29 protein-coding genes and 1 tRNA gene are annotated in these 25,359 nt (G+C 60.5%); 8 read left to right on the plus strand and 22 right to left on the minus strand.

Annotation, left to right across the window (positions count from 1 at the left end; genetic code table 11):
* Position 1 precedes the first annotated feature (1 nt).
* Entirely contained in the window at positions 2–730 is a 729-nt protein-coding gene (locus tag PSH80_RS19045) for an aspartate/glutamate racemase family protein (protein ID WP_057439543.1), read from the plus strand.
* 14 nt (positions 731–744) lie between these two features.
* Here PSH80_RS19045 and PSH80_RS19050 read toward each other — a convergent pair whose 3' ends face one another.
* Complete coding sequence (locus tag PSH80_RS19050) at positions 745–1,206, minus strand: anti-virulence regulator CigR family protein (protein ID WP_370693746.1); 462 nt, start codon at positions 1,204–1,206, stop codon at positions 745–747.
* A 76-nt stretch (positions 1,207–1,282) separates the two neighbouring features.
* Positions 1,283–2,206, minus strand: coding sequence for a LysR family transcriptional regulator (locus PSH80_RS19055; RefSeq protein ID WP_305417935.1), 924 nt, complete (start codon positions 2,204–2,206; stop codon positions 1,283–1,285).
* A 127-nt stretch (positions 2,207–2,333) separates the two neighbouring features.
* On the opposite strand from PSH80_RS19055, the gene PSH80_RS19060 reads away from it, so the two are divergent.
* On the plus strand, positions 2,334–3,080 hold the full coding sequence (locus tag PSH80_RS19060) for a 3-oxoacyl-ACP reductase family protein (RefSeq protein WP_057444986.1): 747 nt from the start codon (positions 2,334–2,336) through the stop codon (positions 3,078–3,080).
* 38 nt (positions 3,081–3,118) lie between these two features.
* On the opposite strand, the gene PSH80_RS19065 is transcribed toward PSH80_RS19060, so the two are convergent.
* Complete coding sequence (locus PSH80_RS19065) at positions 3,119–3,808, minus strand: HAD-IA family hydrolase (RefSeq protein ID WP_057439545.1); 690 nt, start codon at positions 3,806–3,808, stop codon at positions 3,119–3,121.
* A gap of 143 nt (positions 3,809–3,951) precedes the next feature.
* Here PSH80_RS19065 and PSH80_RS19070 point away from each other — a divergent pair, with 143 nt between their 5' ends.
* On the plus strand, positions 3,952–4,323 hold the full coding sequence (locus tag PSH80_RS19070) for a DUF2784 domain-containing protein (RefSeq protein ID WP_057439546.1): 372 nt from the start codon (positions 3,952–3,954) through the stop codon (positions 4,321–4,323).
* 10 nt (positions 4,324–4,333) lie between these two features.
* On the opposite strand, the gene PSH80_RS19075 is transcribed toward PSH80_RS19070, so the two are convergent.
* Together PSH80_RS19075 and PSH80_RS19080 are read right to left on the minus strand one after the other, a co-directional pair.
* Entirely contained in the window at positions 4,334–5,356 is a 1,023-nt protein-coding gene (locus PSH80_RS19075) for an alpha/beta fold hydrolase (RefSeq protein ID WP_305417938.1), read from the minus strand.
* Between the two features lie 142 nt (positions 5,357–5,498).
* Positions 5,499–5,588, minus strand: a tRNA-Ser gene (locus tag PSH80_RS19080).
* Between the two features lie 333 nt (positions 5,589–5,921).
* Between PSH80_RS19080 and PSH80_RS19085 the strand changes: the two genes are divergently transcribed.
* From PSH80_RS19085 to PSH80_RS19095, 3 genes are all read left to right on the plus strand, one after another.
* Positions 5,922–6,611, plus strand: a complete 690-nt coding sequence (locus PSH80_RS19085; RefSeq protein WP_057960362.1) for a crotonase/enoyl-CoA hydratase family protein — start codon at positions 5,922–5,924, stop codon at positions 6,609–6,611.
* A gap of 333 nt (positions 6,612–6,944) precedes the next feature.
* Positions 6,945–7,667 carry a 1-acylglycerol-3-phosphate O-acyltransferase gene (locus PSH80_RS19090; RefSeq protein ID WP_057960368.1) on the plus strand — a complete coding sequence of 241 codons (723 nt, stop codon included), beginning with the start codon at positions 6,945–6,947 and terminating at the stop codon, positions 7,665–7,667.
* Positions 7,668–7,746: 79 nt separating this feature from the next.
* On the plus strand, positions 7,747–8,718 hold the full coding sequence (locus PSH80_RS19095) for a magnesium and cobalt transport protein CorA (RefSeq protein ID WP_120733892.1): 972 nt from the start codon (positions 7,747–7,749) through the stop codon (positions 8,716–8,718).
* Positions 8,719–8,742: 24 nt separating this feature from the next.
* Here PSH80_RS19095 and PSH80_RS19100 read toward each other — a convergent pair whose 3' ends face one another.
* From PSH80_RS19100 to PSH80_RS19110, 3 genes are all read right to left on the minus strand, one after another.
* Positions 8,743–9,465 carry an amidotransferase gene (locus PSH80_RS19100; RefSeq protein WP_057439578.1) on the minus strand — a complete coding sequence of 241 codons (723 nt, stop codon included), beginning with the start codon at positions 9,463–9,465 and terminating at the stop codon, positions 8,743–8,745.
* A 97-nt stretch (positions 9,466–9,562) separates the two neighbouring features.
* Positions 9,563–11,707, minus strand: coding sequence for a 3-hydroxyacyl-CoA dehydrogenase NAD-binding domain-containing protein (locus tag PSH80_RS19105; protein ID WP_057960370.1), 2,145 nt, complete (start codon positions 11,705–11,707; stop codon positions 9,563–9,565).
* A gap of 16 nt (positions 11,708–11,723) precedes the next feature.
* On the minus strand, positions 11,724–12,929 hold the full coding sequence (locus PSH80_RS19110; RefSeq protein WP_057960371.1) for an acetyl-CoA C-acetyltransferase: 1,206 nt from the start codon (positions 12,927–12,929) through the stop codon (positions 11,724–11,726).
* Between the two features lie 303 nt (positions 12,930–13,232).
* On the opposite strand from PSH80_RS19110, the gene PSH80_RS19115 reads away from it, so the two are divergent.
* Both PSH80_RS19115 and PSH80_RS19120 read left to right on the plus strand, forming a co-directional pair.
* Positions 13,233–13,442, plus strand: a complete 210-nt coding sequence (locus PSH80_RS19115) for a hypothetical protein (RefSeq protein ID WP_128592835.1) — start codon at positions 13,233–13,235, stop codon at positions 13,440–13,442.
* Between the two features lie 144 nt (positions 13,443–13,586).
* Complete coding sequence (locus PSH80_RS19120; protein ID WP_370693705.1) at positions 13,587–14,408, plus strand: cytochrome c; 822 nt, start codon at positions 13,587–13,589, stop codon at positions 14,406–14,408.
* A gap of 39 nt (positions 14,409–14,447) precedes the next feature.
* On the opposite strand, the gene PSH80_RS19125 is transcribed toward PSH80_RS19120, so the two are convergent.
* The 14 genes from PSH80_RS19125 to PSH80_RS19190 all read right to left on the minus strand — a co-directional run bounded on the left by PSH80_RS19125 (position 14,448) and on the right by PSH80_RS19190 (position 25,357).
* Positions 14,448–15,251 carry a transglutaminase family protein gene (locus PSH80_RS19125; RefSeq protein ID WP_282405511.1) on the minus strand — a complete coding sequence of 268 codons (804 nt, stop codon included), beginning with the start codon at positions 15,249–15,251 and terminating at the stop codon, positions 14,448–14,450.
* The gene (locus tag PSH80_RS19130) at positions 15,248–16,198 is read right to left on the minus strand and encodes an alpha-E domain-containing protein (RefSeq protein ID WP_057439581.1); all 951 of its coding nucleotides are present in this window, start codon (positions 16,196–16,198) and stop codon (positions 15,248–15,250) included. The genes PSH80_RS19125 and PSH80_RS19130 overlap by 4 nt, the downstream gene beginning before the upstream one ends.
* 4 nt (positions 16,199–16,202) lie before the next feature.
* On the minus strand, positions 16,203–17,612 hold the full coding sequence (locus tag PSH80_RS19135; RefSeq protein ID WP_186625665.1) for a circularly permuted type 2 ATP-grasp protein: 1,410 nt from the start codon (positions 17,610–17,612) through the stop codon (positions 16,203–16,205).
* A 71-nt stretch (positions 17,613–17,683) separates the two neighbouring features.
* Positions 17,684–18,070: a hypothetical protein gene (locus PSH80_RS19140; protein WP_186625663.1), complete on the minus strand. Its 387-nt coding sequence runs from the start codon at positions 18,068–18,070 to the stop codon at positions 17,684–17,686.
* Between the two features lie 4 nt (positions 18,071–18,074).
* Positions 18,075–18,416, minus strand: a complete 342-nt coding sequence (locus PSH80_RS19145) for a ribonuclease E inhibitor RraB (RefSeq protein ID WP_029299641.1) — start codon at positions 18,414–18,416, stop codon at positions 18,075–18,077.
* A gap of 211 nt (positions 18,417–18,627) precedes the next feature.
* Positions 18,628–18,864 carry a hypothetical protein gene (locus PSH80_RS19150; protein ID WP_225923814.1) on the minus strand — a complete coding sequence of 79 codons (237 nt, stop codon included), beginning with the start codon at positions 18,862–18,864 and terminating at the stop codon, positions 18,628–18,630.
* A gap of 103 nt (positions 18,865–18,967) precedes the next feature.
* Positions 18,968–19,576, minus strand: coding sequence for an START domain-containing protein (locus tag PSH80_RS19155; RefSeq protein WP_305417947.1), 609 nt, complete (start codon positions 19,574–19,576; stop codon positions 18,968–18,970).
* A gap of 41 nt (positions 19,577–19,617) precedes the next feature.
* Positions 19,618–19,872 (minus strand): YkgJ family cysteine cluster protein, encoded by a 255-nt coding sequence (locus PSH80_RS19160; RefSeq protein WP_076961156.1) that lies wholly within the window; start codon positions 19,870–19,872, stop codon positions 19,618–19,620.
* Positions 19,873–20,032: 160 nt separating this feature from the next.
* Positions 20,033–20,521: a hypothetical protein gene (locus tag PSH80_RS19165; protein WP_057439583.1), complete on the minus strand. Its 489-nt coding sequence runs from the start codon at positions 20,519–20,521 to the stop codon at positions 20,033–20,035.
* 104 nt (positions 20,522–20,625) lie between these two features.
* Positions 20,626–22,065 carry a PLP-dependent aminotransferase family protein gene (locus tag PSH80_RS19170; protein WP_057960378.1) on the minus strand — a complete coding sequence of 480 codons (1,440 nt, stop codon included), beginning with the start codon at positions 22,063–22,065 and terminating at the stop codon, positions 20,626–20,628.
* A 300-nt stretch (positions 22,066–22,365) separates the two neighbouring features.
* Positions 22,366–23,169 carry an OmpA family protein gene (locus PSH80_RS19175; protein ID WP_057960379.1) on the minus strand — a complete coding sequence of 268 codons (804 nt, stop codon included), beginning with the start codon at positions 23,167–23,169 and terminating at the stop codon, positions 22,366–22,368.
* The gene (locus tag PSH80_RS19180; protein ID WP_057439585.1) at positions 23,166–23,522 is read right to left on the minus strand and encodes a DUF4398 domain-containing protein; all 357 of its coding nucleotides are present in this window, start codon (positions 23,520–23,522) and stop codon (positions 23,166–23,168) included. The genes PSH80_RS19175 and PSH80_RS19180 overlap by 4 nt, the downstream gene beginning before the upstream one ends.
* Before the next feature lie 9 nt (positions 23,523–23,531).
* Entirely contained in the window at positions 23,532–24,347 is an 816-nt protein-coding gene (locus PSH80_RS19185) for an ABC transporter substrate-binding protein (protein WP_115128741.1), read from the minus strand.
* Positions 24,348–24,427: 80 nt separating this feature from the next.
* Positions 24,428–25,357, minus strand: coding sequence for an electron transfer flavoprotein subunit alpha/FixB family protein (locus tag PSH80_RS19190; RefSeq protein ID WP_057960381.1), 930 nt, complete (start codon positions 25,355–25,357; stop codon positions 24,428–24,430).
* Positions 25,358–25,359: the final 2 nt, after the last annotated feature.

Genomic DNA, 25,359 nt, shown 5'->3' on the forward strand with positions numbered 1-25,359 from the left:
CATGCGCATTCTCGTCGTCAACGTCAACACCACCGAATCCATTACCCAAGCCATTGCCCAACAGGCTCGCAGCGTGGCGGCAGCGGGCACCGAAATTGTCGGGCTGACGCCGTTTTTTGGTGCCGAATCAGTGGAAGGCAATTTCGAAAGTTATCTGGCGGCCATTGCGGTGATGGACCGAGTAATGGCCTACGATCAGCCCTTCGATGCGGTGATCCAGGCAGGTTATGGCGAACATGGCCGCGAAGGCCTGCAGGAGTTGCTGGACGTGCCAGTGGTGGATATCACCGATGCTGCCGCCAGCACCGCGATGTTCCTCGGCCATGCTTACTCAGTGGTCACCACCCTCGATCGCACGGTGCCGCTGATCGAAGACCGGCTCAAGCTCTCCGGGCTGTATGAACGCTGTGCCTCCGTACGGGCCAGCGGCATGGCGGTACTGGAGTTGGAGGAGCACCCGCTGCGGGCCATGGAAGCGATTGTGCGCCAAGCCGAACTGGCCATCAGCGCAGACAAGGCTGAAGTGATCTGCCTGGGTTGCGGCGGCATGGCCGGGCTGGATGAACAGATCCGCCAACGCACCGGCGTGCCGGTGGTGGATGGCGTGACTGCAGCGGTAACCCTGGCCGAATCCTTGGTGAGGCTGGGGTTGTCGACGTCGAAGGTGCGCACCTATGGGACACCCCGGCCAAAGAACATCATCGGTTGGCCGGGCAGGTTCGCACGCTGAATCGCCGATCTCGATCAGTTCAAGACGTCATTGAGCACTTCATAAATGATCCCGGTGGCAATCGTCACCAGGATCAGGTCGGTGCCAGCCTGTTGCCATTCGTAGCCGTCGTAATGGGGCAGCCGCCCCAACAGGCGCCCATCAAGTTTCTTGGCGATTCCCGGTGGCAGGGGTTTGCCACGGGCCAGGTTTTTCTGGATGCCCGGCGGCAGGGACGAACCACCGCGCCAGTAGTCGCGGTTGTCACCAAGGATTACCCGCACACCCCCGATATCAATTTGCGGGCCGCTGTAATGGGCGCTTGCACCCTTCTTGCCACCACCCTGGCCCTGATTACCCTGGCCGCCCCCCTTATTGCCATGGGCACTGCCTTTGTCCTTGCCGTTGCCGTTGCCGGGATCGGCCAGCAGCGCCGGGGAGCCTGCAATCAACGCCAGGCTGGTAAACACGAGTAAAGCGCGTGATATGGACATGATCGGTCTCGACAGTCGCAAGCCCCATTGGCCCGTATCAGCTTAGAACACTGGCGGGCAGCAAGTTCAGCAGTGAGTGCTATACCGCGCTGAACCGCTGCGCCAGGCGCTGCTCGGCAAACTGCTCAAGGATGAAGTCGACAAATACCCGGGTCTTGCCCGGCAGCAACTTGTGTTCGGCGTAATACAGGGAGATGTTGCCATCATCGACGTACCAGTCCGGCAGCACCCGCACCACCGCGCCACTGTCGAGGAACGGCACGGCCATCGGCATGCTGACCAGGGCAATACCCAAACCTTGGGTGCAGGCGCAGCACGCGGCTTCGGAGTCGCCCATGGTCATGCGCGGCTTGAGCATCAACGGCCGCTGTTCGCGGGCGCGGTTGGTCAATTGCCAGGTGCGCACGCGGCCGGTTTGCGGCGAGCGGATCAGGATCCCATTGCACAGCCCCAAATCTTCGGGGACGCGCACGGGCAGGCGCTTGGCCAGGTAATCGGGCGAGGCCACCAGAATCCGGTGGGCCGGGGTCAACTTGCGGGCGACCACCCCCTGGGGCAGCTCGAACCCGCCGCCAATGGCCGCGTCAAAGCCCTGGCCGATCAGGTCGACCTGGCGATTATCAAAATGCCAATCCGGACTGATATCGGGAAAGCGCCGCAAAAACTCCGCCAGCAACGGCACCACATAACGGTTGCCGAACACCGTGCCCATACTCACTTTGAGCGTGCCCAACGGCCGGCCTTCGGCGCTGGCCAGGTTGGCCACGGCATTCTGGATGGTGGTGAGGCTGGCGCTGACCTGCTCCAGAAACAGCTTGCCGGCTTCGGTCAATGTGAGGCGCCGGGTGCTGCGCTGGAACAGCCGCACCCCCAGGCGCGCTTCAAGCTTGGCCACGCTTTTGCCGACGGCGGCCGGCGTCAGGCTCAGGTGCCGGGCCGCTTCGGCAAAGCTGCCGCCTTCGGCACTGCGCACGAAGCATTCGATACTGCCGAAGCTTTCCATATCGCATCACTCTAAACTTTTGGTTTACACAGACTATAGCAATCACGGTCTACCGAGGGATGCCCGCGAGGGCGATACTCGGCGCCAACAACAAGGCACCTGCGCCTTGCATCATTGGGAGATCGACATGACCACGCAAAACCTCAGCGGCAAAGTTGCCTTGATCCAGGGCGGTTCCCGCGGCATCGGCGCCGCCATCGTCAAGCGCCTGGCCGCGCAAGGTGCAGCCGTTGCCTTTACTTACGTCAGCTCTGCGGCCAAGGCCGAGGCCCTGCAGAACAGCGTGATCAGCGACGGCGGCAAGGCCCTGGCGATTCACGCCGACAGCGCCGATGCCGTGGCCATTCGCAATGCGGTCAATGCCACTGTCGACGCGTTCGGGCGCCTGGATATCCTGGTGAACAACGCCGGGGTGCTGGCGGTCGGCCCGCTGGAGGATTTCAAACTGGAAGACTTTGACCAGACCCTGGCCATTAACGTGCGCAGCGTGTTTATTGCCACCCAGGAAGCTGCCCGGCACATGGGCGAAGGTGGTCGCATCATCAATATCGGCAGCACCAACGCCGAGCGCATGCCTTTCGCCGGTGGCGGCCCCTATGCCATGAGCAAAGCCGCGCTGGTGGGTTTGACCAAAGGCCTGGCGCGCGACCTGGGGCCACGGGGGATTACCATCAACAACGTACAACCGGGCCCGGTGGACACCGATATGAACCCGGCCGACAGTGAATTTGCCGAGAGCCTGATTGGCTTTATGGCGGTGGGTCGTTATGGGCACGTCGAGGAAGTGGCCAGCTTTGTCGCCTATCTGGTAGGGCCGGAAGCCGGTTACATCACCGGCGCCAGCCTGACCATTGATGGCGGTTTCAGCGCCTGAACACCCTATAAGAGCCGGCTTGCCGGCTCTTGCAACGCTCAGCGCATTGGCGGCAGGCCATACGCAGCCAGATCGAACTCCGCGAGTTTGCGGATGATCTGGTCAGCGTGAGCGTACTTGCTGTCGGCCATGGCTTCGTCGGGCACCGCGATGGCAGTCATGTTCGCGGCCTTGGCAGCGGTCACGCCAAACGGTGAGTCTTCAAACACCAGGCAATCCTCGGGCGCAACGCCCAGGCGACGGGCAGCGGTAAGGAAGATGTCCGGCGCAGGCTTGGCTGCGCCGACTTCCGGGTCGTCGGCGGTGACAATCGTACCGAACAAGCCAAACCATTCGCGGTGCAACGTGGTCTTGTGCCCAAACGAATTACGCGACGAACTGGTGCCCACGGCTATCGGGATATTGTGCGCACTTAAATGCCGCACCAACGCCTCGGCGCCCGGCATGCCCAGCGCCTTGGGAAAACGCTCGCTCATCAAGGGCTCCCGGATACGCAGGAACTCCTCAGGCGTGATCGGCAAATCCAGCGCCTTGACCACATACTCGGCCAGGTCCTGGGCGCCACGGCCAATGATGTGCTGCTTGATGCCCCAGTCGTAGGTACGGCCATAGCGCTCGGCGATGATCTGCGTGACTTCGGTGTAGATACCCTCGGTATCCAGCAACAACCCGTCCATATCGAAAATCACGGCCTTGATCGGGCCAACAGCAGTACGCGGTGCGTTCATCACAACAGATCCGTGGCAGATGACTAAAAGGATTCAGCACAATAACGGGGCCTCGGGCCTACAAGCAACCGCAACCGCCCGCCTCTGGTTTCAAGCGGCTCTATCCAGCACACTTGGCAGCCTCACCTGACGCGACCCCTTCTATGCTCTTGCGACTTGCTGCCGACTCCCTGGTGTTGTTTCACCTTGGCTTCATCCTGTTCGTGTTGTTCGGCGGCCTGCTTGCCCTCAAGTGGCGACCGGTCATGTGGCTGCACCTGCCCGCTGCGGCCTGGGGCGTTGCCGTAGAAGTCTTCCACCTGCCCTGCCCCCTTACCCGCTGGGAAAACCTGCTGCGCCACCTCGCCGGGCAAGAGGGTTATGGCGCAGGGTTTATCGAGCACTACATCATTGCCCTGATCTACCCCGCGGGGCTGACGCCACAGATCCAACTGGGCCTGGGCGCCCTGGTCTTGCTGATTAATATTGCGGTGTACGCACGCCTGATCAGGCGAGGGCCACGGGCGGGGAACTGAACGTGTTGGCCTAGCCTTTTGGCTGCGCCAGAAACTCAACAATCAATGACGTGACCTGCTGCTGAATCACCTCACGGGGCCGGGCGCCTGCGCCATCGCGGCAGATCATGCCGTCGCCTGGTGAGCTTTTTTCAATCAACGCCTCTCCACCCGGCTTGCACACGGCCATAAAGCTGAAGTGAGTGGCGTCGCTGATTTCGACATAGCGCGTCGCTGCCGCTGGCAGGCGCTTGGCCAAGTCAGCGGATTCCAACTCGGCGGGAAGCTCCGTTGAGGGCACGCCCGCAGCAATCACCAACGTCGGCACCGGCAACGCCGCCAGGCTTTGATCGGTAAAGCCACGGGACAGACCCAGGTCCAGCGAAACAATGGCAGTGACCCGCTTGTCACTCAAATCCGCTGCCAACGGCGCCTGCACTGGGTTCATCTGCTGGTAGACCGCGCAAGGGGCCAACTGCAGGTGAACCTTGCAGTCCTGGGCAAAACGCTCGGGGTCGAAACGGGCACCGGCGACTTCCAGCGCCGTCCAACCGCCCAGCGAATGACCCACCACCGCAATTCGACCGGGCTGTACCTTGCCAAATTGCTTTGGCTGCGCCAGCACCGCGTCGATAGCGCGACGAATATCCACCGGCCGCTGCCATAACTGCGCGGCGGCTTGAGCACTGCGGTCCTTACTGGTAGTGCCAGGATGATTGACCGCCGCCACGATAAACCCCCGCTGGGCCATCGCACTGGCCAACCACACCTGGTTGCCCCAACTGCCGCCGAAACCATGGGAAAGCACCACCAACGGGTACTCCCCCACCGCCGCAGGCGCATCACGCACAGCCAGGGCACTGAAAAACACCGGGTTGTCGTCAATCACCTTTGGCGTGGCAGTGGTGGAGCTGGGGTACCAGACCACCATCTCCAGCGGGCGTTCTTTGTTTGGGTCTGCCAGGGTCGAGGTTTGGAAGCCGACAGGGTTGTTAGTGGCAAGGGCCGTGGTGGTGGCGCAGGTGAAGAGCAGAGCGACTAGGGCTGCTTTCAATGGGATCTTCCTTGAGGGGAGCGAGTACACGCAGGGGTTCTGCGTGTTTCCACATTATTCCCATATTGCTGTTTTCCATGCAGCAGAAATCAAAAACCCCCGGCTTTCTCTAGGAAAACTGGGGGTTTGTGTTTGTAGAATGTGGCGGTGAAGGAGAGATTCGAACTCTCGATACAGTTTCCTGTATACACACTTTCCAGGCGTGCTCCTTAAGCCACTCGGACACTTCACCGTATCTCGTCAAACTGATTCAGTCTGTCGAGGCGCGCTAATGTAGTCGAAAGCTTTTCCGATGGCAAAGGTTTTTTTCAGAATTTTCATGCGCTTAGACGGTTATCTCGGCTCCCTTCTCTGCGGCGCGGGGTGAAGGGTGGCGATTGTGCCATTTTCAAGGCTTGTCGGCAGGCGTGCGCAGGGGCTGGCGAGCGCTGTCGTAGGCTGCTGCAGGCCCGGTGGTTGGGGAAAGTCTGACTGGCCAGTCAGTCATGGCGCTTTACCGGGGCGGTCATGCTGGGTAACGTCTGCGGCCTGCCCTTCTATTAAACGTATTACAAGGAATCGCGTCATGAGTGAGTTGATTGCCTACCACCTCGAAGACGGTATCGCGACCCTGACCTTGAGCAACGGTAAGGTCAATGCCATTTCCCCTGCCGTGGTCAGTGCGTTTAATGAAGCGCTGGACCAGGCCGAGAAGGATCGTGCGGTGGTGATTATCACCGGTACGCCGGGGATTCTGTCGGGCGGTTATGATTTGAAAGTGATGACGGCTGGCCCTAAAGAGGCGGTCAGCCTGGTGACGTCGGGTTCGACCCTGGCGCGCCGCCTGTTGTCGCACCCGTTCCCGGTGATTGTGGCGTGCCCTGGGCATGCGGTGGCCAAGGGGGCGTTCCTGTTGTTGTCGGCCGATTACCGGATTGGTGTCGAGGGGCCCTTTAGCATTGGCCTGAATGAAGTGATGATCGGCATGACCATGCACCATGCCGGGATTGAACTGGCGCGGGATCGCTTGCGCAAGTCGGCGTTTCATCGTTCGGTGATCAATGCCGAGATGTTCACCCCGCAGGACGCCCTGAGCGCCGGTTTCCTCGATAAGGTGGTGGCACCCGAAGAGCTGCAAGCCGCGGCCCTGGAAGCGGCGCGGCAGTTGAAGAAGATCAATATGAATGCCCACAAGCACACCAAGCTGAAGGTGCGTAAGGCCCTGCTAGAGTTGCTGGATAACGCGATCATCCAGGACCAGGAACATCTGGGCTAATCACCAACACCGGCCTCAATCAAAGCCCGTGGCGAGCGGGCTTGCCCGCGTAGGGCTGCAGAGCAGCCCCTTTAAAGCCACCGCAATTATCCAGTCAGATCCTACAGGTAGTTTTGGGGCTGCTTCGCAGCCCTACGCGGGCAAGCCCGCTCGCCACAGGGATTCTTCTTACGGCCTAGTGTTAATCGCCTTGCAGCCGCTCTAGATGGCATCTGTCTCCATCTGCTGAAACATGTCCTTAAACATCGCCCATCTCCTACCTCTACTGGGGTAATTGCCGAATACAGTGCACGTCCGTACACTGCGCCACCTTTTGTCCGATGGGCCGTGTCGATGCTTTATTTTTTACGCATGTTATTGATGGGCCTGCATTTTCTGATCGCCGGTGTGCTCGGAGTATTGCTGGGTGTGTGCCGGCCGTTCAACCCGGATAACAGTCGCCTGTGCGCACGCCTGTATGCCCTGCCCGCAATGTGGATCCTACGCCTGCAGGTCAAGGCACAAGTGGATTCGCTGCGCGACAAGCCGAACAGTTGCGTGATTATTGCCAATCACCAGTCCAACTATGATTTGTTCGTATTCGGCAACGTAGTGCCCTATCGCACCGTATGCATCGGTAAGAAGAGCCTGAAGTGGGTGCCACTTTTCGGCCAGCTGTTCTGGCTGGCGGGCAATGTGCTGATTGACCGGGGCAATGCGCAGAAGGCGCGGCGCTCGATGTTGACCACCACCCATACCCTGCAACACGAAGAAACTTCGATCTGGGTGTTTCCGGAAGGCACGCGCAACCTGGGCGAATCGTTGTTGCCGTTCAAGAAGGGCGCGTTCCAGATGGCGATTGCCGCCGGGGTGCCGATTGTGCCGGTGTGCGTCAGTACCTATGTGACCCATATGAAGCTCAATCGCTGGAACAGTGGCGATATTTTGATCCGGTCATTAGCGCCAATTCCTACAGCAGGATTGACGATGGATGACATGCCCGAGTTGATGGAGAAATGCCGGGGGCAGATGGTCGAGTGTATTGAAGCCATGGATCAAGCACTGCAACAACCCTGAAGGCCAGCCGGCTCCTACAAGGTGGCGTTTCAGGCTAAGCTGGCCGGTTACTGCCACTTGTAAAGAAGCGATCAGCATTATGGGTAGAGTTGTTGCGGCGGCCGTCTATAGCGCCGGGAAAAAAATCCAGAATATCACCCTCGATGAAGGCGCCGCCTGGGCAGCCAAGCCCGGTCACTTTGTGTGGATCGGCCTGGAAGAGCCCGACGCCCAGGAGCTGGCCAACCTGCAACGCCAGTTCAACCTGCATGAACTTGCCATCGAAGACGCCCTGGAAAAACACAGCCGCCCCAAGCTGGAAACCTTTGGCGACGCACTGTTTATCGTGACCTACTCGCCGGTGCGCCATGAGGGCAAGCTGGAGTTTATCGAGACCCATATCTTCGCCGGCAAAGGCTATATCATCACCGCGCGCAACGGCCACTCGGCGTCCTACGGCTTTGTGCGCCAGCGCTGTGAGGCGCGGCCGCTGTTGCTGGAGCACGGGGAGGATTTCGTACTCTATGCGCTGCTGGATTTTGTCACCGAAAACTACCAGCCGGTGAGCGAGGCGATTCATGCCGAGATCGACGCGCTGGAGCACAACGTGTTGTGCAACTCCCTGAATGAGCGCGATATCCAGAACCTGCATGGCCTGCGCCGCGACGTACTGCGGCTGCGCCGGCATGTAGCGCCGATGGTGGAAATCAGCGAGGAACTGCAGAAGCTGGACTTCCCGTTTATCGACAAGAACATGCGCCCGTACTTCCGCGATGTGGAGATCCACGTCACGCGGCAGATGGAAGACCTTTCGACCCTGCGCGACATCGCCAGCCAGACCATCGAGATCGGTGTACTGCTGGAAGCCTCGCGCCAGAGCGTGGTGCAGCGCAAGTTTGCAGCCTGGGCGGCGATCCTCGCCTTCCCCACGGCGGTGGCCGGGATCTACGGGATGAACTTCCAGAATATGCCGGAGCTGCAATGGCACTACGGCTATTTTGCGGTGCTGGGGTTTATCGCGGTGGGGTGCACGGGGTTGTGGGCCAGCTTCAAGCGCTCGGGGTGGCTGTAGCCTGCCCACCCCGACCGCTCACAGTCAGGCAACCTGCGGCTTGTGGGCCACAAAACGCATCATCCATTCCGCCACGGTCACGCCGTGGTGGTCGCGTGCAAGGCTGGCGACACCTTGCTGATAGATCTGCTCGCCCAGGTTGAGCTGGCGGATATCGAGCAAGGCCCGGGAGTAGTCGTGGATAAATTCCGGGTGGCCCTGGAAGCACAGCACCTGGTCATTGATGTGGTAGGCAGCAAACGGGCAAAAGTCGCTGGAAGCGATCACCGTGGCGTTTTCCGGCAATGCCGTGACCTGATCCTGATGGCTGATCAACAGGGTCAATTCTTCCACCACCGGGCTCATCCACGGTGCCTTGGCGGCCAATTGATAGTTGTGGGTGCCCACGCCCCAGCCCTGGCTCGCACGCTCGCTCTTGCCGCCCAGCAGCAGCGCCAGCAGTTGATGGCCGAAACAGATGCCAAGCAGCTTGTCGCCCCGCTCATAGCGGTTCAACAGGTAGGCCTTGAGGGTTTCGATCCACGGGTCGGTAGCGAAGGAGTCGGCCTTGCTGCCCGTGACCAGGTAGGCGTCGAACACTTCGCTGTCCGCCGGATAGTGACCTTCCATGACGTTGTAGACGACGAATTCGGCGGCAATCGGCTGCTGCGAAAACAGGCGCTGGAACATCTGCCCGTAACCTTGATATTGATCGACCAGTTCCGGACGCAGGATATCGGTTTCCAGAATGCAGACGCGTAGCGACATAAAAAATACCTGACACGGTGATGGGAATAACGCACACCCACCAGCCTGCCTTGAAATACCCTTTCAAGGCAAGCCCCACCCATGCCCGGTCGGGAGGTTAGAACGTCGTGCCCTGGGCGGCTTTTTCCAGCAACAGCGCTGGCGGGCTGAAGCGCTCGCCATACTGCTCGGCCAGGTAACGCGCCCGGGCCACAAAGTCGTTCAGCCCATACTGGTTGATAAACTGCAGCGCCCCGCCGGTCCAGGCCGCAAAGCCGATGCCGAAGATCGAGCCGATATTGGCATCGGCAGTGGACATCAACACGCCCTCCTCCACACACCGTACCGTTTCGATGGCCTGGATAAACAGCAGGCGGTCGCGCACGTCCTGGGCGCAAATCTGTTGGCCCGGCTTTTCAAAGCGCACCTTGAGTTCTGGCCACAGGTATTTCTGGCCACCATTGGGGTACTCGTAGAAACCACCGCCCGCCGCCTTGCCTGGGCGCTTGTACTCATTGAGCAGCAGGTCAATCACTGCAAACGCCGGATGCTCGGGCAGGGCCTTGCCTTCGGCATGCAGATCCTTGGCTGTCTGCTGGCGGATATGGCTCATCAGGCTGAGGGAAACTTCGTCAGAGATCGCCAGCGGGCCAATCGGCATCCCGGCCTTGCGCGCCTCGGTCTCGATCATCGGCGCGGCCACGCCTTCGCCGAGCAGGGTAATGCCTTCATTGGTGAAGGTGCCGAACACCCGTGAGGTGAAGAAGCCGCGGCTGTCATTCACCACAATCGGGGTCTTCTTGATTTGCAGTACGAAATCAAAACCACGAGCCAGGGTTTCGTCGCTGGTGTTGGCGCCCTTGATGATTTCCACCAGGGGCATTTTTTCCACCGGGCTGAAGAAGTGCAGGCCGATAAACTTGCCTTGATCAGGCACCGCGCTCGCCAGGCCGCTGATGGGCAAGGTGGACGTGTTGGAAGCGATCACGGCGTCAGCGCCTACCACCTGCTGGGCGGCGGCCGAGACCTTGGCCTTGAGGTCGCGGTCTTCGAATACGGCTTCGATGATCAGGTCGCAACCGGCCAGGTCGGCATCGCTATCGGTAGGATGGATCCGCGCCAGGGTGCTTTCGCGCTGCTCAGGGGTCAGTTGCCCACGGCTGACCTTCTTGTCCAGCAACGCTGCCGAGTGTGCCTTGCCCTTCTCTGCCGCTGCCAGCGTGACGTCCTTGAGCACCACCTCCACGCCCGCCGATGCGCTGGTATAGGCAATCCCCGCACCCATCATGCCGGCGCCGAGGATGCCGACCTTGCGTGTGACATACGGCGCAAATCCCCCAGGGCGTGAGCCACCGGCGTTGATTTCGTTGAGCTGGAACCAGAAGGTGCCGATCATGTTCTTCGCCACCTGGCCGGTGGTGAGTTCGGTGAAATAGCGGGTCTCGATCAGGTGTGCGGTGTCGAAGTCCACTTGGGCGCCTTCCACCGCGGCACAGAGGATTTTCTCCGGCGCGGGGAAGCAGCCATTGGTTTTGCTGCGCAGGATCGACGGCGCAATGGCGAGCATTTGTGCGACTTTGGGGTTGGACGGTGTGCCACCGGGGATCTGATGACCCTTGATATCCCAAGGCTGCCTGGCCGTTGGATTGGCCAGGATCCAGGCCCGGGACTTGGCCAGCAGTTCGTCGCGATCTGCCGCCAATTCGTCGATCAACCCGGCCTGCAGAGCCTTTTGCGCGCTGATCTTCTTGCCTTCCAGCAGGTACGGCAAAGCCTTCTCCAGGCCCAGCATGCGCACCATGCGCACCACCCCGCCGCCGCCCGGCAGCAGGCCGAGGGTGACTTCCGGCAAGCCGACCTGCACGGCCGGGTGATCCAGCGCCACACGGTGCTGGCACGCCAGGCATAACTCCCAGCCACCGCCGAGGGCCGCGCCGTTGATCGCGGCCACCACCGGCTTGCCCAGGGTTTCCAGGCTGCGCAGTTGCGCCTTCAGGCCCAGGACCATGTCGTAGAACGCCTTGGCGTGGGGCTTGTCGACTTTGATCAGTTCATTGAGGTCGCCGCCGGCAAAGAAGGTTTTTTTCGCCGAGGTAATAATGACCCCGGCAATCGCGTCCTTGTCCGCGTCCAGACGCGCGACGGTGGCGGCCATGGCCTCGCGGTAGGCTGCGTTCATGGTGTTGGCACTCTGGCCGGGCATATCGAGGGTCAGCACCACGATCTGGTCCTGGCCTTTTTCGTAACGAATGGCGTCGGTCATGACAAATTCCTTAGGCTCAGAGGCGTTCGATAATGGTGGCGATACCCATGCCGCCGCCCACACAGAGTGTGGCCAGGCCGTAGCGCTGCTGGCGCGCCTCCAGTTCGTCGAGCAAGGTGCCGAGGATCGCGCACCCCGTGGCCCCCAGCGGGTGGCCCATGGCAATCGAGCCGCCATTGACATTGACCCGGGCAGCGTCGATGCCCATGTCCTTGATGAACTTGAGCACCACCGAGGCAAAGGCTTCGTTGACCTCGAACAGGTCGATGTCCTCGACCCGCAGGCCGGCCTTGGCCAGGGCCTTGCGAGTGGCGGGCGCGGGGCCGGTAAGCATGATGGTCGGGTCGGTGCTGGTCACCGCCGTGGCAACGATGCGCGCACGCGCATGCAGCCCCAGTTCACGACCACGGGCCTCGGAGCCGATCAGCATCAAGGCCGCGCCATCGACAATCCCGGAGCTGTTACCCGGTGTGTGCACATGCTGGATGCGCTCGACATGGCTGTAGACCCGCAACGCCGTGGCATCAAAGCCCATCTGCCCCATCATTTCGAAGCTCGGCTTGAGCTTGCCCAGGCCCTCGAGCGTTGAGTCGCCACGGATAAATTCGTCGTGATCGAGCAACACGATCCCGTTCTGGTCCTGCACCGGGATCAGGGATTTCTTGAAGGAACCCTCTGACCTGGCCCGCGCCGCTTTCTGCTGAGAGTGTAAGGCGAAGGCATCGACATCTTCGCGGGAGAAGCCTTCCAGGGTGGCAATCAGGTCGGCACCAATCCCCTGGGGCGTGAAGTGGCTGTGCATATTGGTCTGCGGGTCCAGCACCCAGGCACCGCCGTCACTGCCCATGGGCACGCGGGACATGGACTCGACACCGCCCACCACCACCAGGTCCTCGAAGCCGGACCGCACTTTCATCGCACCGAGGTTGACCGCCTCCAGGCCCGACGCGCAGAAGCGGTTGACCTGCACACCGGCGACGCTGACGTCCCAGTCGGCCACCAACGCGGCGGTCTTGGCGATGTCCGCACCCTGATCCCCGACCGGCGTGACGCAACCGAGCACGATGTCATCCACCTGGCGCGTGTCCAGGTCGTTGCGCTGTTGCAGGGCGGTGAGCAAGCCGGCCAGCAGGTTCACCGGCTTGACGCTGTGCAAGGCGCCATCAGCCTTGCCTTTGCCCCGGGGCGTACGTATCGCATCAAAGATCAAAGCTTGGGTCATGACGTCCTCGAACCACTGTGCAATGGAGCTCTCAAGGGGAGAGCCGACCGTGCCCTTACCTTAAGCGCCGCGAGGGCAGATTCAATGACCGATGCGCTCATTGACCTTGACGACCACGCTCAGACGAACGGTAGGAGACTATCGGAAACACCGGGTTAATCGTTTTAGCTGTCTAGCCAAGGGGCTGGGGCGGAGATGGCTATATGCCTCATGCTTTTTTAAACGGCTTTCAATATAACTTGATACGAAAGCGTTCTAAGTCAAGCCCGACAAGGGCTCTAAGGTTGAATCAGTAAGAAGTGTATGACGCTGCTGCCGGGTCTTGCTGGAGCAGCTGTAAGAAAAATGCCATCTAGCCGGCTTAATGTAGTCAATGATGGTGCTTGGCTCAGGAATAACAACAAAAGGCAGTCAGCCATGTTCAAACAATCGAAAGTTCGCCAGGCGGGGCTTATTCTCTTCGCCACCACACTGATTCTGATTTTGCCCAACCTGACCAAGATCATTGGTTGAGCGGGCCGATCACACCTGAATACTCAAGCTTTTGGCAGCACCGTCCGGGAAACCGCCTAGAGCGTTCCCGTAACCGGGGCTACCTTTTTTGCCTCGGTTTGGTGGTGGTTGTCCGGTATCCTGAGACCCTATCGCCATTGCCGGATGGGCCCTGCCTTGAAACACCTTATCGTTCTGTTGCTGCTGATCCTGGCCTACCCCGCCAACGCCGCCTCGTTGACCATCGAGCTGGATCACAGCCGCACCACGTGGCAAACCGCAGACCTGCTCAAGCACCCGGCTGCGCAGACCGTGCAGATCGTCGATGACGTTTCCTACAAGCGCACTATGACCTACCGCGCGGTGCCGCTGGCCGCACTCTTACCGGGCCTGCTGGCGCATAACCATGTGCAGGCGGTGGCGCTGGATGGTTTTGCCGCCGAACTGGCCGCCGCGCCGCTGCTTCAGCAAAGCGGCGCCCAGGCGTGGCTGGCGGTGGAAGATCCGGTTCATCCTTGGCCGCCACTGGCCACTGGCAAACCCAGTGCCGGGCCGTTCTATCTGGTATGGACCCGGCCCCAGGCGAGCGGGATCAGCCCGGAACAATGGCCATTTCAGATCTCGACGATCAAACAGCTGAAAACCGTTGCCGAACGCTTCCCGGCGCTGCTGCCGGACCCGGCGTTGACGGTGAATGACCCGATCAACCAGGGGTTTGCCCTGTTTCAGAAAAACTGCCTGGCCTGTCATCGTCTGAACGGCGCGGGTGACGCGCAGGTAGGGCCGGATCTGAATCTGCCCTACAGCCCGACCGAGTATTTCGGCGGCGACTTCCTCAAGCGTTATATCCGTGATCCCCAGAGCCTGAGGCATTGGCCGCAAGCCAAAATGCCGGCGTTTGCCGCCAGCGTGTTGCCGGATGCCGACCTGGAGTTGCTGGTAGGGTATTTGAAGCATATGGCCACGCGCAAAACCGACGCGCACTGATAGAGCCGGCTAGCCGGCTTCAGCAGGATGCGGCGGGGATTATTGCTGCTGCACCAGAATCACCGGGCTCGGTGCCACAAATACCCTGGCATGCATCTGCTCGTGCCCGCCGCCACGGCGCATGCCGCGCACCGGGCATGCATCGAGGTAATCCAGGCCCACTGCCAGTTTCAAATGCCGCTCCGGGCGCGCCAACTGGTTGGTCACATCGAAGCTGTACCAGGCGTCATCCAGCCAGGCTTCGGCCCAGGCGTGGCTGGCCAGGTGTTCACTGTCCTCGCTGTACAAATACCCCGACACATAGCGCGTGGCGATCCCCAGGCTGCGCGCGCAGGCCAGGAAGGCGTGGGCATGATCCTGACAAACCCCGGCCCGCCCGGCGAACGCCTCGGCCGCGCTGGTCTCCACTTGGGTGGCGCCCGGCACATAGGCGATGTGCTGGTTGAGGGCGTGCATCAGGTCAATCAGGGCAGTGCGATCCCGGCGCGTGCCGCAGTGCTGCTCGGCAAAGGCACGCAGGGCCTCGTCCGGCTCGGTCAGGCGCGTGCAACGCTGGAAAGGAAATGGCGACTGGCTGTCATGCTCGGCCTCGCGCCACTCGTCGATATCCACCTGGCCCCTGGCGCCGATGATGATTGATTCATGGGGCTCATCCAGGGTCAGCACATGCAGGATATTGCCGAACGGGTCCAACTGGGCCCGTACCGGACGCGGCAGATCCAGCTGCCAACTGAGCACATGCTGACGCTCGCTGTCGTGAGGGGTCAGGCGCAGGTACTGGATGCTCGCGCGCACCTGGTCTTCATAGCGGTAGGTGGTTTCGTGGCTGATAGAAAGTCTCATGCCGCCTCCAGGTAGGAATGGTGAATGGCGTTACCCAACTGGCGCACCAGGGGGATGAAGTCGGTCAGCCAGGCGTGCAGGCCTTCCTCGAGGATTTCGTCAATCGCGGTAAAGCGCAGGCGCGCGTCCATCTCGGCGGCCAGGCGCTGCGCCGGGCGACCGTTGAGGCCGGGCAGGCTGGCGAGGATCTGGTCGATTTCTTCGCTGCACGCGCGCAAAGAGCGCGGCACATCGGCACGCAGCAGCAACAGTTCGGCCACCTGACGAGCGCCGGGGGCATCACGGTAGATTTCGGTGTAGGCCTCGAACGACGACAAGGCCCGCAATAGCGCACTCCATTGGTAGTAGGCGTGGGCGGTGCCATCAATCACCACTTCGGCCTGGTCACCGGCCATCTCGTAGCGGGCATCCAACAGGCGCAAAGTGTTGTCCGCCCGTTCGATAAAGGTGCCCAGGCGAATAAAGCGAAAAGCGTCGTTGCGCATGATGGTGCCGTAGGTGGCGCCGCGAAACAGGTGGGAGCGTTCCTTGACCCATTCGCAGAAACGGCTCATGCCATAACGGCTCAGGCCTTCCTGGGCGATGACGCGAATATCCAGCCAGGTGGCGTTGATGTTTTCCCACATGTCGGCGGTGATTCGCCCACGCACGGCATGGGCACTGGCGCGGGCGGCACCCAGGCAACTGTAGATGCTCGCCGGATTGGCGGCGTCCAGGGCAAAGAAGTGCAACAAACGCTCGGCATGCAATTCGCCGTGACGCGCGTGATAGTCGTCCAGGGTGCCGGTGATCAGCAGGGGCATGGCCAGTTCGTGCAGGCCATCGCCGCGTCCATCCTGGGGCATCAGCGACAGCGAATAGCTGACATCCAGCATGCGCGCGAGGTTTTCCGCGCGCTCCAGATAGCGCGACATCCAATATAAATCCGAGGCAGTTCTGCTCAACATGGCTTCAATCCTCCACCACCCAGGTGTCTTTGGTACCGCCGCCCTGGGACGAGTTGACCACCAGCGAGCCTTCACGCAGCGCGACACGGGTCAGCCCGCCCGGCACCACGCGGGTTTCCTTGCCCGACAGGACGAACGGCCGCAGGTCGATATGCCGCGGTGCGATGCCGTTTTCGACAAAGGTCGGGCACGTCGACAGGCACAGGGTCGGCTGGGCAATGTAGGCATGGGGCTTGGCCTTGATCCGTGCGCGAAAGGCTTCGATCTCGGCGGCCGTGGCGGCTGGCCCGACCAGCATGCCGTAGCCACCGGAGCCCTGGGTTTCCTTGACCACCAGCTCTGGCAAATTGGCCAGTACATGGGACAGCTCGTCAGGCTTGCGGCACTGGAACGTCGGAACGTTCTTCAGAATGGGTTCTTCATCCAGGTAAAAGCGGATCATATCGGTGACGAAGGGATACACCGATTTGTCATCCGCCACCCCGGTGCCAATGGCATTGGCCAGCACCACATTGCCCGAGCGATAGGCGGCCAGCAGGCCCGGCACGCCGAGCATCGACTCCGGGTTGAAGGCCAACGGGTCGAGGTAGGCATCGTCGAGACGCCGGTAGATCACGTCCACCGCCTTGGGCCCGTCGGTGGTGCGCATGAATACCCGGTCGTCACGCACGAACAGGTCGGCACCCTCCACCAGTTCCACGCCCATTTCCCGGGCGAGAAACGCATGTTCGAAAAACGCACTGTTGAACCGCCCTGGCGTCAGTACCACCACACTGGGGTTGTCCAGCGGGCTGGAACTTTTCAGGGTGTCGAGCAGCAGGTTGGGGTAATGGTCGATCGGCGCGATGCGTTGGGCGGCGAACAGTTCAGGGAACAGGCGCATCATCATCTTACGGTCTTCGAGCATATAGCTCACACCGCTGGGGGTGCGCAGGTTGTCTTCCAGCACGTAGTACGTGCCGTCGCCATCCCGTACCAGATCGACCCCAGAGACGTGGGAATAGAGACCACGGTGCAGGTCCAGGCCCTGCATCGCCAGTTGGTATTGCTCATTGGCCAACACTTGCTCGGCAGGAATAATCCCGGCCTTGATAATCCGTTGGTCGTGATACAGGTCGGCGAGGAACAGGTTCAATGCCTTGACCCGTTGAATACAGCCACGTTCGACCACCCGCCACTCGCTGGCGGGAATGCTGCGCGGGATGGTATCGAAGGGAATCAGGCGCTCGGTGCCCTGTTCGTCGCCGTACAGGGTGAAGGTGATACCGGCGCGGTGAAACAGCAGATCGGCTTCACGGCGGCGCTGGGCCAGCAGTTCGGGCGGCGTTTCAGCCAGCCAGCGGGCAAACTCGCGATAGTGAGGTCGAACCTGGCCGACCTCATCGTACATTTCATCGTAATAAGTGCGGATCATGCCGAACTCCTTGTCACCCGGACGCAACGGACTGTCGCAAGGCCCGTGCCAGCGGCATAAACACTTAAGTATCAATCAGTTGGATACAGTAAAAGGCTGCTACGCACCGTCCTGGTGCAGTTAACGCCCACGCGTTGCCACGCGCGCTTCAAAGCGACGCAGGCATTGCCTATCACCAGCATAGTCAGAGTTGATTTCACTGCCCGGGAAAGCCTGCGGATAATCACCCTCATTCGCTGAACAGGATTCGTCCTACAGCATCCCCACAGCACCGCCGGTAATTTGCTCGTGCAAGTACCGACCGGTTCCCCTTCTTTCCGGTCTTCCCTTTTGGCCACCTTGCTCGGGTGGCCTTTTTTTTGTGGAGGATTTTTCGCAATAAGTTCCAAGTACTTTGCCGCGCCACAAACAAAATCGGCCGACCCAAGGGTCAGCCGATACGCTGCTTTATTGATCATGCGACTACATGGGTAACCCACGAACCTCGTGCTTCACGCCCCATCCTTCGATAATCCCGCCCAAGGGCTCGACTACCGCCTCAAAGTCCTGCTCGAAATCACCTATACCGTCATAGGTGGCGAACATGACCTTGCTTAGTTCCAGGAACCAGGCGCCATCATCCCGCGCACTGACCTGGGCATTGATCGACTCGCCACGAAACCGACCCGCAGCCCGGCGCGCACGTTCCTCATCCGGGAAAATGGCGTAGAACTCGATGGGGTGGAAACGTGAAAAGTCAAAGCCGCCCTCTTTCATGCGGCGTAACACGTGGGTGCTGATGTCTTCTTGATAGGCTGTGCTCATGAAACGTCCTCCTGAACCGATGGATAGACTTTCCGTGCTTCCCAGGGCCTGCGCGTGAACAGCGCAGGTAGACGGCAATGACATCGCCGCAGGAAAACAAGCATGTAGCTGACAAGACCAGACCTTAGCGATTCATTCGCTGATCTCCCTTGCAGAGTAGCGCGAAGCTATCAGCTCCACCAGCAGCGCTTTAACAACGTACAGGGAATATTCAGGGGGCGGGAGAGATGTCGAGGATCTGGATACTGTTCTGATCCTTCAGGCTTTTCACCGTCGGTTCGGCGATGCGACCGTCCAGGTCATTGAGGTCCAGTTTGGCGGGGATGGGCAGTAATTTGGCGCGAATCATCTGTGCGGCGACTTCGAGGCTGGGCTTTTGCGCGCAGCTGAACTGCTCCACGGACTGCACGCCGTGATCATCAACGAAGGTAACTTGCCAGTTTTGCATCAGTGCCTCCTCGATAAAGCCCATGGATGGGCTTATACCTATCTGGACCTTGAGGGCGCGGCGATCGTTCCACTCAAGGCAGGAGGCACCTGATCGGTCGGGCTTACGGCTTCTCGGCCGCTGCCTTGAGGGCTTTCAAGGTGTTGAAGGGGGCTTCAACCACAAACTTGTTGGCCAACCAGGAAGGCACGCTGCCGCCTGGCTCGGTGTGGACCTGGTAGGTCACTTCGGTCTGGTCGACACCTTTGGGCACCAGTTTCCAGAAGCCTTCTACCTGGGCCACACGCACATAACCCTTCTCTTCCGGCAGATAGGTGGGTACTTCCAGCAGCTTGCGGGTCACGCTGCCATCGGCAGCCTGGGTGGTGGTGATTTCCAGGATCGAGTCACGATCGGTCACCGGGAACGGCGCCTTGAACTGGGTGTAGGTCCAGCTCTTGTCGCCTTCCTTCTTGAGCAACTTCTGCGACTTGCATTCGTGAATCCACTTACAGGCACCGACGACATCGTCCTGCAGGGCCTGGACCTTGGCCAATGGCGCCTTGATCACAGTAACGCCGCGATAAGCCTTGTACTTGGAGCCAGCCACTTCACTCAAGGCAACTTTGATGCCTTCTTCATCCTTGGCAACCTGCCACTCTTCTGCCTGTGCAGCAGCCGCAAACAACACCGTAAAACCGCACAACACAGCCATTCGTTTCAGCGAACCCATTGGTGTATTCCTTATTGTTGAAGTTCTGACATTAAAGCCCACTAAGCCGCCGTCATCTGCTCCCACCAGCCGATCAACCTGATCGCTTCTTCCTGGCTACTACCACAGACCTCAAGATCTGCCGCAAAGGCACCGCACACCGCAGGCCGCTCCGGCTGGCCAAACAATTGGCACAGCTGTTCGACCGACAGATGCAGGCAGCGTTCGCCTGCGGGTTTGCCATTAGGCATACCGGGCAACGGCGAACTGATGGAGGGGGCTATACAGCAGGCGCCACAGCCTTCACGGCATTTCATGACCAACAGGTCCTCGACGACATAGTGTTGATGGCCGGGCTAGAGTACGCCCTAAAACATCCGTTTTAAAATGGTCTAACAGGGGTTTTTCGCAGAAAACAAAAGTGACCGACCAGTCTGCGACAGAAGGTCAGTGGATCAGGTCACTTTGCGGGGAAGATTAATTCTTGAATTCAAAATCCAGAGCCGCGCCTTCAACGTCGCGCCGCTCTTCATTGCGCATTTGCAACTGCATTTCATTGCTGAGCAAGCGCCCGTTGATCTGGAATGCACTGTTATCGACCGGCTTCTCATCAAACATCGGCGGTAACAACGGTACGTTTCTAGGTTGCGGCATGGTGCCAAGGGGCTGCAGATGGCGGACCATTTCCTGGGGCAGACTGAGGTCCAGTTGTGCAGGCGCCAGCTTGGTCTGGGCCACTTCACGGGCCGACTTGGATTTGCTGGCGGTAGGTGCACGCTTTTTCACCTTGGCGGTTTTTTTAACCGGGGCGGGCTTTTTCGCCTGGACCGTTTTTTTAGCCGGGGCCGGCTTTTGTTCAGCGGCTGCCAGCACGATCGGCGCACTGGCAGGTGCTGCCAGTACAGGCGTGGCGTTGCACAGGCCCGCCAGACAGATCAACAGCGCGGCAGGAAAAATATAAGTCATATCGCCTACAGCATTAACGGCAGAAGGCCATATGCTCGCTTGTTGAGCGCGGCATGACAAGCGCGGTGATTAGCCACCTACCGTTCATGCCCGTCTTTGGCCCTTCAAAACCCGCTCGCCGCCTCCTGGCACAACTGGTTGGCCAGCATGCCCAGGGTCATCAAGGCGCGCTCGGCTTCACGGTTCCACGGGGTACCGCAATTAAGCCGGATACAGTGGTTGAACTGTTCTGTATTGCTGAAGATCAGCCCCGGCGCAATGCTGATGCCCTGCTGCAGGGCGCGCACGTGCAGTTCCTGGGTGTTGACCCTGCCCGGCAGGCTGACCCACAGGATAAAACCGCCGGTCGGTCGGCTCATCTGCGTGCCTTCGGGGAAATACTGCTGCACCGCCAACTGGAAGGCGCTGAGGTTCTTGCGGTATTCCTGGCGAATGTAGCGCAGGTGCCGGTCGTAACCGCCGTTCTCCAGGTACGCCGCCACCCCCATCTGCGTGACGCTGCACGCCGAGTGGGTGCTGAACATCTGCAGGCGCTGGATCTCCTGCTGGTATTTGCCGGCAATCATCCAGCCGATGCGCACGCCGGGGGACAGGGTCTTGGAAAAACTCGAGCAGTAGATCACCCGGTCCAGGCGGTCATACGCCTTGAGGGCCTTGGTGCGCCCCAATTCGAACATCAATTCGCCGTAGATATCATCTTCAACAATCTGGATATCGAAATCCGATGCCAGGCGCAGCAACTGTTTCTGCCGCTCTTCGGGCATGGTGCCGCCCAGGGGATTGCTCAGGCGCGTGGTCAGCACCAGGGCCTTGATCGACCATTGGTTGGCCGCCAGTTGCAGAGCCTCCAGGCTCATGCCGGTGGCCGGGTCGCTGGGGATCTCGATGACCTTGAGGCCGAGCAAGTCCGCCAGTTGCAACAGGCCGTAATAGGTGGGGGACTCGGCGGCGATCAGGTCGCCGGGACGGGTCAGCACGCGCAAGGACATCTGCAACGCATCGACACACCCGTGGGTGATCACCACTTCGGACGGGTCGACCACCACACCGGCATCGCGCATGCGAATCGCAACCTGGCGCCGCAACGGCTCAAAGCCCGGGCTGAACATATAGCTGAACGCCCGTGGACTCTGAAAGCGCGTGACCTTGGCCAGTTGCTGGTGCAGCGCGCGTACCGGCAGGTAATCGACACTGGGCACGGCGGCCCCCAGCGGGAACACCCCTTCACGACGGGACTCGACCAAGACCTGTTGAATGATGCTGCTGCGAGTGACCAGGCCTGGGCGCTCGACCCGCGCGATATCCGGCGTCGGTGCGGTCAGGGCCGGGGTCTGGTGCACGTAATACCCGGACTGCGGCCGCGCGCGGATCAACCCCTGATCCTCGAGATTGGCGTAGGCCTGCAACACCGTGGCATGACTGACATTGAGCTGGGAGCTCATCTTGCGCACCGAAGGCACGCGCTCACCCGGTTGATAGACACCGCGCCGGATATCCTCAGCCAATTGCTGGGCGATACGTTGGTAAAGCAAGAGATTGGTCATGACGCAGCACTCGATTTCACGGGTATTTTATTTTTGTGTGAAACATACCGGCACAGTTTAGAAGTGTACGGGGACAGTTGCCACAATAGTCGAGGACGGGCGGCAGTGATAGAAAAAACTGTAGGGGTTGAGCACGCAATGGCGGGCATGAAAAACCCGATCGAGGATCGGGTTACGGGGGCGAGACACACAGCCTATTCCCTGTGGGAGCTGGCTTGCCTGCAATGGCATCGCTGCGGTTCAGTTGAAAGTCCGCGTCGCCTGTATCGCAGGCAAGTCGGCGCCCACAAGAACTGAGGTTCAGCGCGCGGCGCCGAGCTGGCCCTTGTCATCGGAGAAGACAATCTCCACACGCCGGTTCTGCGCCCGCCCCCGTTCGGAAGCATTCACTTCCACCGGGTACTGATCGCCATAACCTTCCACCTGGATGCGTTTGTCATCAATGCCCAGGTCAACCAGTACGTCCGCCACGGCCTGTGCCCGGTCACGGGACAGTTTGAGGTTTTCCTGCTCGCCGCCGGTACTGTCGGTATAGCCCTCGATCCGCACTACGCGCTTGGGGTTCAGTTGCAGGAATTGCACGATCTTCAGCACTGTACGGTTGGCGGAGTTTTTCAGTTCGGCCTGGCCGGTGTCGAACAGCACATCGCCCAGGGTCATCACCAGGCCACGATCGGTCTGGGTGGTGGTCAGGCTGGCGATCTGCTCTTCGAGCCACTTGCCCTGTTGTTGCACGCTCAACAATTTGGCCTCGCGCAGCGCCAGTTGCAGGCGTTGGCGCTCCAGTTCGCGTTTGGCGGCACGTTCTTCGTTGAGCACCAGTTGCGTATGTTCCCGGGCAATCGCGCTGTAGCGCTGGCTCAGGTAGGCGTAATGCACCACGTCGCCACCACTGCCCCAGTAGCTGGACAGACGGTCGGCGCGGGCCAGGGACTCACCGGCGCGTATCACGTCCTTGGGCGCGATGCGCAATACATTGGAGTCTTCCTTGACCTTCTGGAAGTCGCTGCCGGCCTGTTGCAACGCAGTGTCGCTATTGGGGTGGCTGGCACAGCCGCCGAGCACCAAGCTGCTCAATAGCAGCCCACAGGTCAGACGGTTCATTGAGCATCTCCCAGCTGTTTGCGCAGGCGGGTGATACGGGTGTCGAGGACATTCAACTGTTCCTGGCTTTTTTGCGTTAGCACCCGTGCCTCTGCCAAGCGGGCATCCAGTTCGGCCTGTTCAGCCAGCATGCGGGCATCCTTGTAGGATTCATCCGCCATATCGGCCTTGGCCTGGGCCAGCTTCGTTTCGGCGAGTTTCAACTCGGGCACGTCGTCAGCAACGGCCCCCACGGCGGCGGCTTGCTCCAGGGCTTGCTGGGTCAGGCGCATTTGCTCATTCGGCGCAGGATCTGCGGCACAGCCCGCCAGCGTTACTACGGCGAGGGCGGCGAAAAGAGGTCGAATAGTCACTAAAAATCCCTACTTTGTTGGGGTACCGACGGGTTGCTGCAACTGCGTCTTCCAGCGTTCGATATTGCGCTGCAACGCGGCTTCCGTCAGACCGGACGCGGCCAATTCTGTCATCTTTTTCGCGAGCTGTCCGCGCAACCACGGATCATTGCAGGCAGAGTTGTGGGAAATCGCCAGGAACAGCCCCGGCTGATCAATCGGCAGCTCACGGGCTAGCAAGTCTTTGCTCATCCCCAGGGTCTGGGCCATGGCCATGCCGGAGTAACGTCCCGCCAGCACGTAGTCCACTTCACCCAGCAACAGTTTCTGCAAGGCCGGGGTCAGGGTTGGCACGCGTTCCAGGGTCAGGTGCTCGCTGGCAAAGGTTTCAAACTCAGGGGACAGGCGCGCCCGCTCCGAGACCGCACCCTTGTGGCCATGCAAATCGGCCGCGCTGGCGTAGACCAGGGGCGAGTCGACCCGGGTCCACACCCGGTAATCGGCCTGCATCAGCGCCGGGTGGATGTAGTCCAGGGTCTCCAGTTCACTGACGTTCAGCGGCGCGTCGAGCAGCATGTCCATGCGCCCACTGCGCACTTCTTCAAGGGCCAGGGAACGCTTGCCGCCGTACAGCAGGTCGATTTTCAGCCCCAGTTCCTTGGCCACTTGTTGCAACACATCGGCATTCGCGCCGATCAGGTGGGTGGGGGCTTGGGGGTCACGCCACAGGTAGGGCGGCGCATCCGGGCTGCCGGTCACCACCAGGCGCTCGCATTTGCCAGCCGCGATAGACACGGTCGGCAGCAGTGACAGGCCCAGCAGTACAGTCCAGCGACGCAGTTCCATGGCGTGTTTCCCGATCAAGAGTGGCGTGCAAAAAAAAACCCGGTCATAAGACCGGGCTCTTTATAAGTGAAGCGGCTGGTTTAGACCAGCTTCTCCAACTCAGGTACAGCTTCGAACAAGTCCGCAACCAGGCCGTAATCCGCCACCTGGAAGATCGGTGCTTCTTCGTCCTTGTTGATCGCAACGATCACCTTGGAGTCTTTCATACCGGCCAAGTGCTGGATCGCGCCGGAGATACCGACCGCGATGTACAGCTGTGGCGCAACGATCTTGCCGGTCTGGCCGACCTGCATGTCGTTGGGTACGAAACCTGCGTCAACAGCCGCGCGGGAAGCGCCGACCGCAGCGCCCAGCTTGTCGGCCAGGGCGTACAGGTGTTTGAAGTTGTCACCGTTCTGCATGCCACGCCCGCCGGAAACGACGATCTTGGCAGCGGTCAGTTCAGGACGATCGGACTTGGCCAGCTCTTCGCCAACAAAGCTGGAAGTACCAGCGTCGTGCGCGGCAGCCACCGCTTCAACGGCAGCCGAACCACCTTCAGCGGCAACCGGGTCGAAACCGGTGGCACGGACGGTGATCACTTTGACCGCAGCAGTGGACTGCACGGTGGCAATGGCGTTACCGGCGTAGATCGGGCGCTTGAACGTGTCGGCGCTTTCGACCGAAACGATCTCGGAGATCTGGTCAACGTCCAGTTGCGCAGCAACGCGCGGCAGGATGTTTTTGCCGTTGGAAGTGGCGGCAGCCAGGATGTGGCTGTAGCCAGCGCCCAGCTCTGCAACCAGAGGGGCAACGTTTTCCGGCAACTGGTGAGCGTAGGCAGCGTTGTCGGCGGCCAGTACTTTGCTCACACCGGCGATTTTCGCGGCGGCTTCAGCCACGGCACCCACATTCTGGCCAGCGACCAGCACGTGGATATCACCACCGATTTTCGCAGCGGCAGCCACGGTGTTCAGGGTGGCCGGGGCCAGCACCTTGTTATCGTGTTCGGCGATTACGAGGATAGTCATGA

Source organism: Pseudomonas sp. FP818 (genome assembly GCF_030687335.1).
Taxonomy (GTDB): Bacteria; Pseudomonadota; Gammaproteobacteria; order Pseudomonadales; family Pseudomonadaceae; genus Aquipseudomonas; species Aquipseudomonas shahriarae.

What these genes read in the sequence shown, in the direction of transcription:
- PSH80_RS19105 (WP_057960370.1), bottom strand. Translation starts at nt 11,707, where the DNA reads ATGACCGACGCCATTCGTTACGAAAAAGGCCAGGACCAGATCGTGGTG.
- PSH80_RS19125 (WP_282405511.1), bottom strand. Translation starts at nt 15,251, where the DNA reads ATGAGACTTTCTATCAGCCACGAAACCACCTACCGCTATGAAGACCAG.
- PSH80_RS19070 (WP_057439546.1), top strand. Translation starts at nt 3,952, where the DNA reads ATGCTCTTGCGACTTGCTGCCGACTCCCTGGTGTTGTTTCACCTTGGC.
- PSH80_RS19095 (WP_120733892.1), top strand. Translation starts at nt 7,747, where the DNA reads ATGGGTAGAGTTGTTGCGGCGGCCGTCTATAGCGCCGGGAAAAAAATC.
- PSH80_RS19085 (WP_057960362.1), top strand. Translation starts at nt 5,922, where the DNA reads ATGAGTGAGTTGATTGCCTACCACCTCGAAGACGGTATCGCGACCCTG.
- PSH80_RS19115 (WP_128592835.1), top strand. Translation starts at nt 13,233, where the DNA reads ATGACGCTGCTGCCGGGTCTTGCTGGAGCAGCTGTAAGAAAAATGCCA.
- PSH80_RS19120 (WP_370693705.1), top strand. Translation starts at nt 13,587, where the DNA reads ATGGGCCCTGCCTTGAAACACCTTATCGTTCTGTTGCTGCTGATCCTG.
- PSH80_RS19165 (WP_057439583.1), bottom strand. Translation starts at nt 20,521, where the DNA reads ATGACTTATATTTTTCCTGCCGCGCTGTTGATCTGTCTGGCGGGCCTG.
- PSH80_RS19045 (WP_057439543.1), top strand. Translation starts at nt 2, where the DNA reads ATGCGCATTCTCGTCGTCAACGTCAACACCACCGAATCCATTACCCAA.
- PSH80_RS19185 (WP_115128741.1), bottom strand. Translation starts at nt 24,347, where the DNA reads ATGGAACTGCGTCGCTGGACTGTACTGCTGGGCCTGTCACTGCTGCCG.
- PSH80_RS19135 (WP_186625665.1), bottom strand. Translation starts at nt 17,612, where the DNA reads ATGATCCGCACTTATTACGATGAAATGTACGATGAGGTCGGCCAGGTT.
- PSH80_RS19065 (WP_057439545.1), bottom strand. Translation starts at nt 3,808, where the DNA reads ATGAACGCACCGCGTACTGCTGTTGGCCCGATCAAGGCCGTGATTTTC.
- PSH80_RS19060 (WP_057444986.1), top strand. Translation starts at nt 2,334, where the DNA reads ATGACCACGCAAAACCTCAGCGGCAAAGTTGCCTTGATCCAGGGCGGT.
- PSH80_RS19150 (WP_225923814.1), bottom strand. Translation starts at nt 18,864, where the DNA reads ATGCAAAACTGGCAAGTTACCTTCGTTGATGATCACGGCGTGCAGTCC.
- PSH80_RS19155 (WP_305417947.1), bottom strand. Translation starts at nt 19,576, where the DNA reads ATGGGTTCGCTGAAACGAATGGCTGTGTTGTGCGGTTTTACGGTGTTG.
- PSH80_RS19100 (WP_057439578.1), bottom strand. Translation starts at nt 9,465, where the DNA reads ATGTCGCTACGCGTCTGCATTCTGGAAACCGATATCCTGCGTCCGGAA.
- PSH80_RS19190 (WP_057960381.1), bottom strand. Translation starts at nt 25,357, where the DNA reads ATGACTATCCTCGTAATCGCCGAACACGATAACAAGGTGCTGGCCCCG.
- PSH80_RS19130 (WP_057439581.1), bottom strand. Translation starts at nt 16,198, where the DNA reads ATGTTGAGCAGAACTGCCTCGGATTTATATTGGATGTCGCGCTATCTG.
- PSH80_RS19055 (WP_305417935.1), bottom strand. Translation starts at nt 2,206, where the DNA reads ATGGAAAGCTTCGGCAGTATCGAATGCTTCGTGCGCAGTGCCGAAGGC.
- PSH80_RS19160 (WP_076961156.1), bottom strand. Translation starts at nt 19,872, where the DNA reads ATGAAATGCCGTGAAGGCTGTGGCGCCTGCTGTATAGCCCCCTCCATC.
- PSH80_RS19140 (WP_186625663.1), bottom strand. Translation starts at nt 18,070, where the DNA reads ATGATCAATAAAGCAGCGTATCGGCTGACCCTTGGGTCGGCCGATTTT.
- PSH80_RS19175 (WP_057960379.1), bottom strand. Translation starts at nt 23,169, where the DNA reads ATGAACCGTCTGACCTGTGGGCTGCTATTGAGCAGCTTGGTGCTCGGC.
- PSH80_RS19170 (WP_057960378.1), bottom strand. Translation starts at nt 22,065, where the DNA reads ATGACCAATCTCTTGCTTTACCAACGTATCGCCCAGCAATTGGCTGAG.
- PSH80_RS19090 (WP_057960368.1), top strand. Translation starts at nt 6,945, where the DNA reads ATGCTTTATTTTTTACGCATGTTATTGATGGGCCTGCATTTTCTGATC.
- PSH80_RS19110 (WP_057960371.1), bottom strand. Translation starts at nt 12,929, where the DNA reads ATGACCCAAGCTTTGATCTTTGATGCGATACGTACGCCCCGGGGCAAA.
- PSH80_RS19145 (WP_029299641.1), bottom strand. Translation starts at nt 18,416, where the DNA reads ATGAGCACAGCCTATCAAGAAGACATCAGCACCCACGTGTTACGCCGC.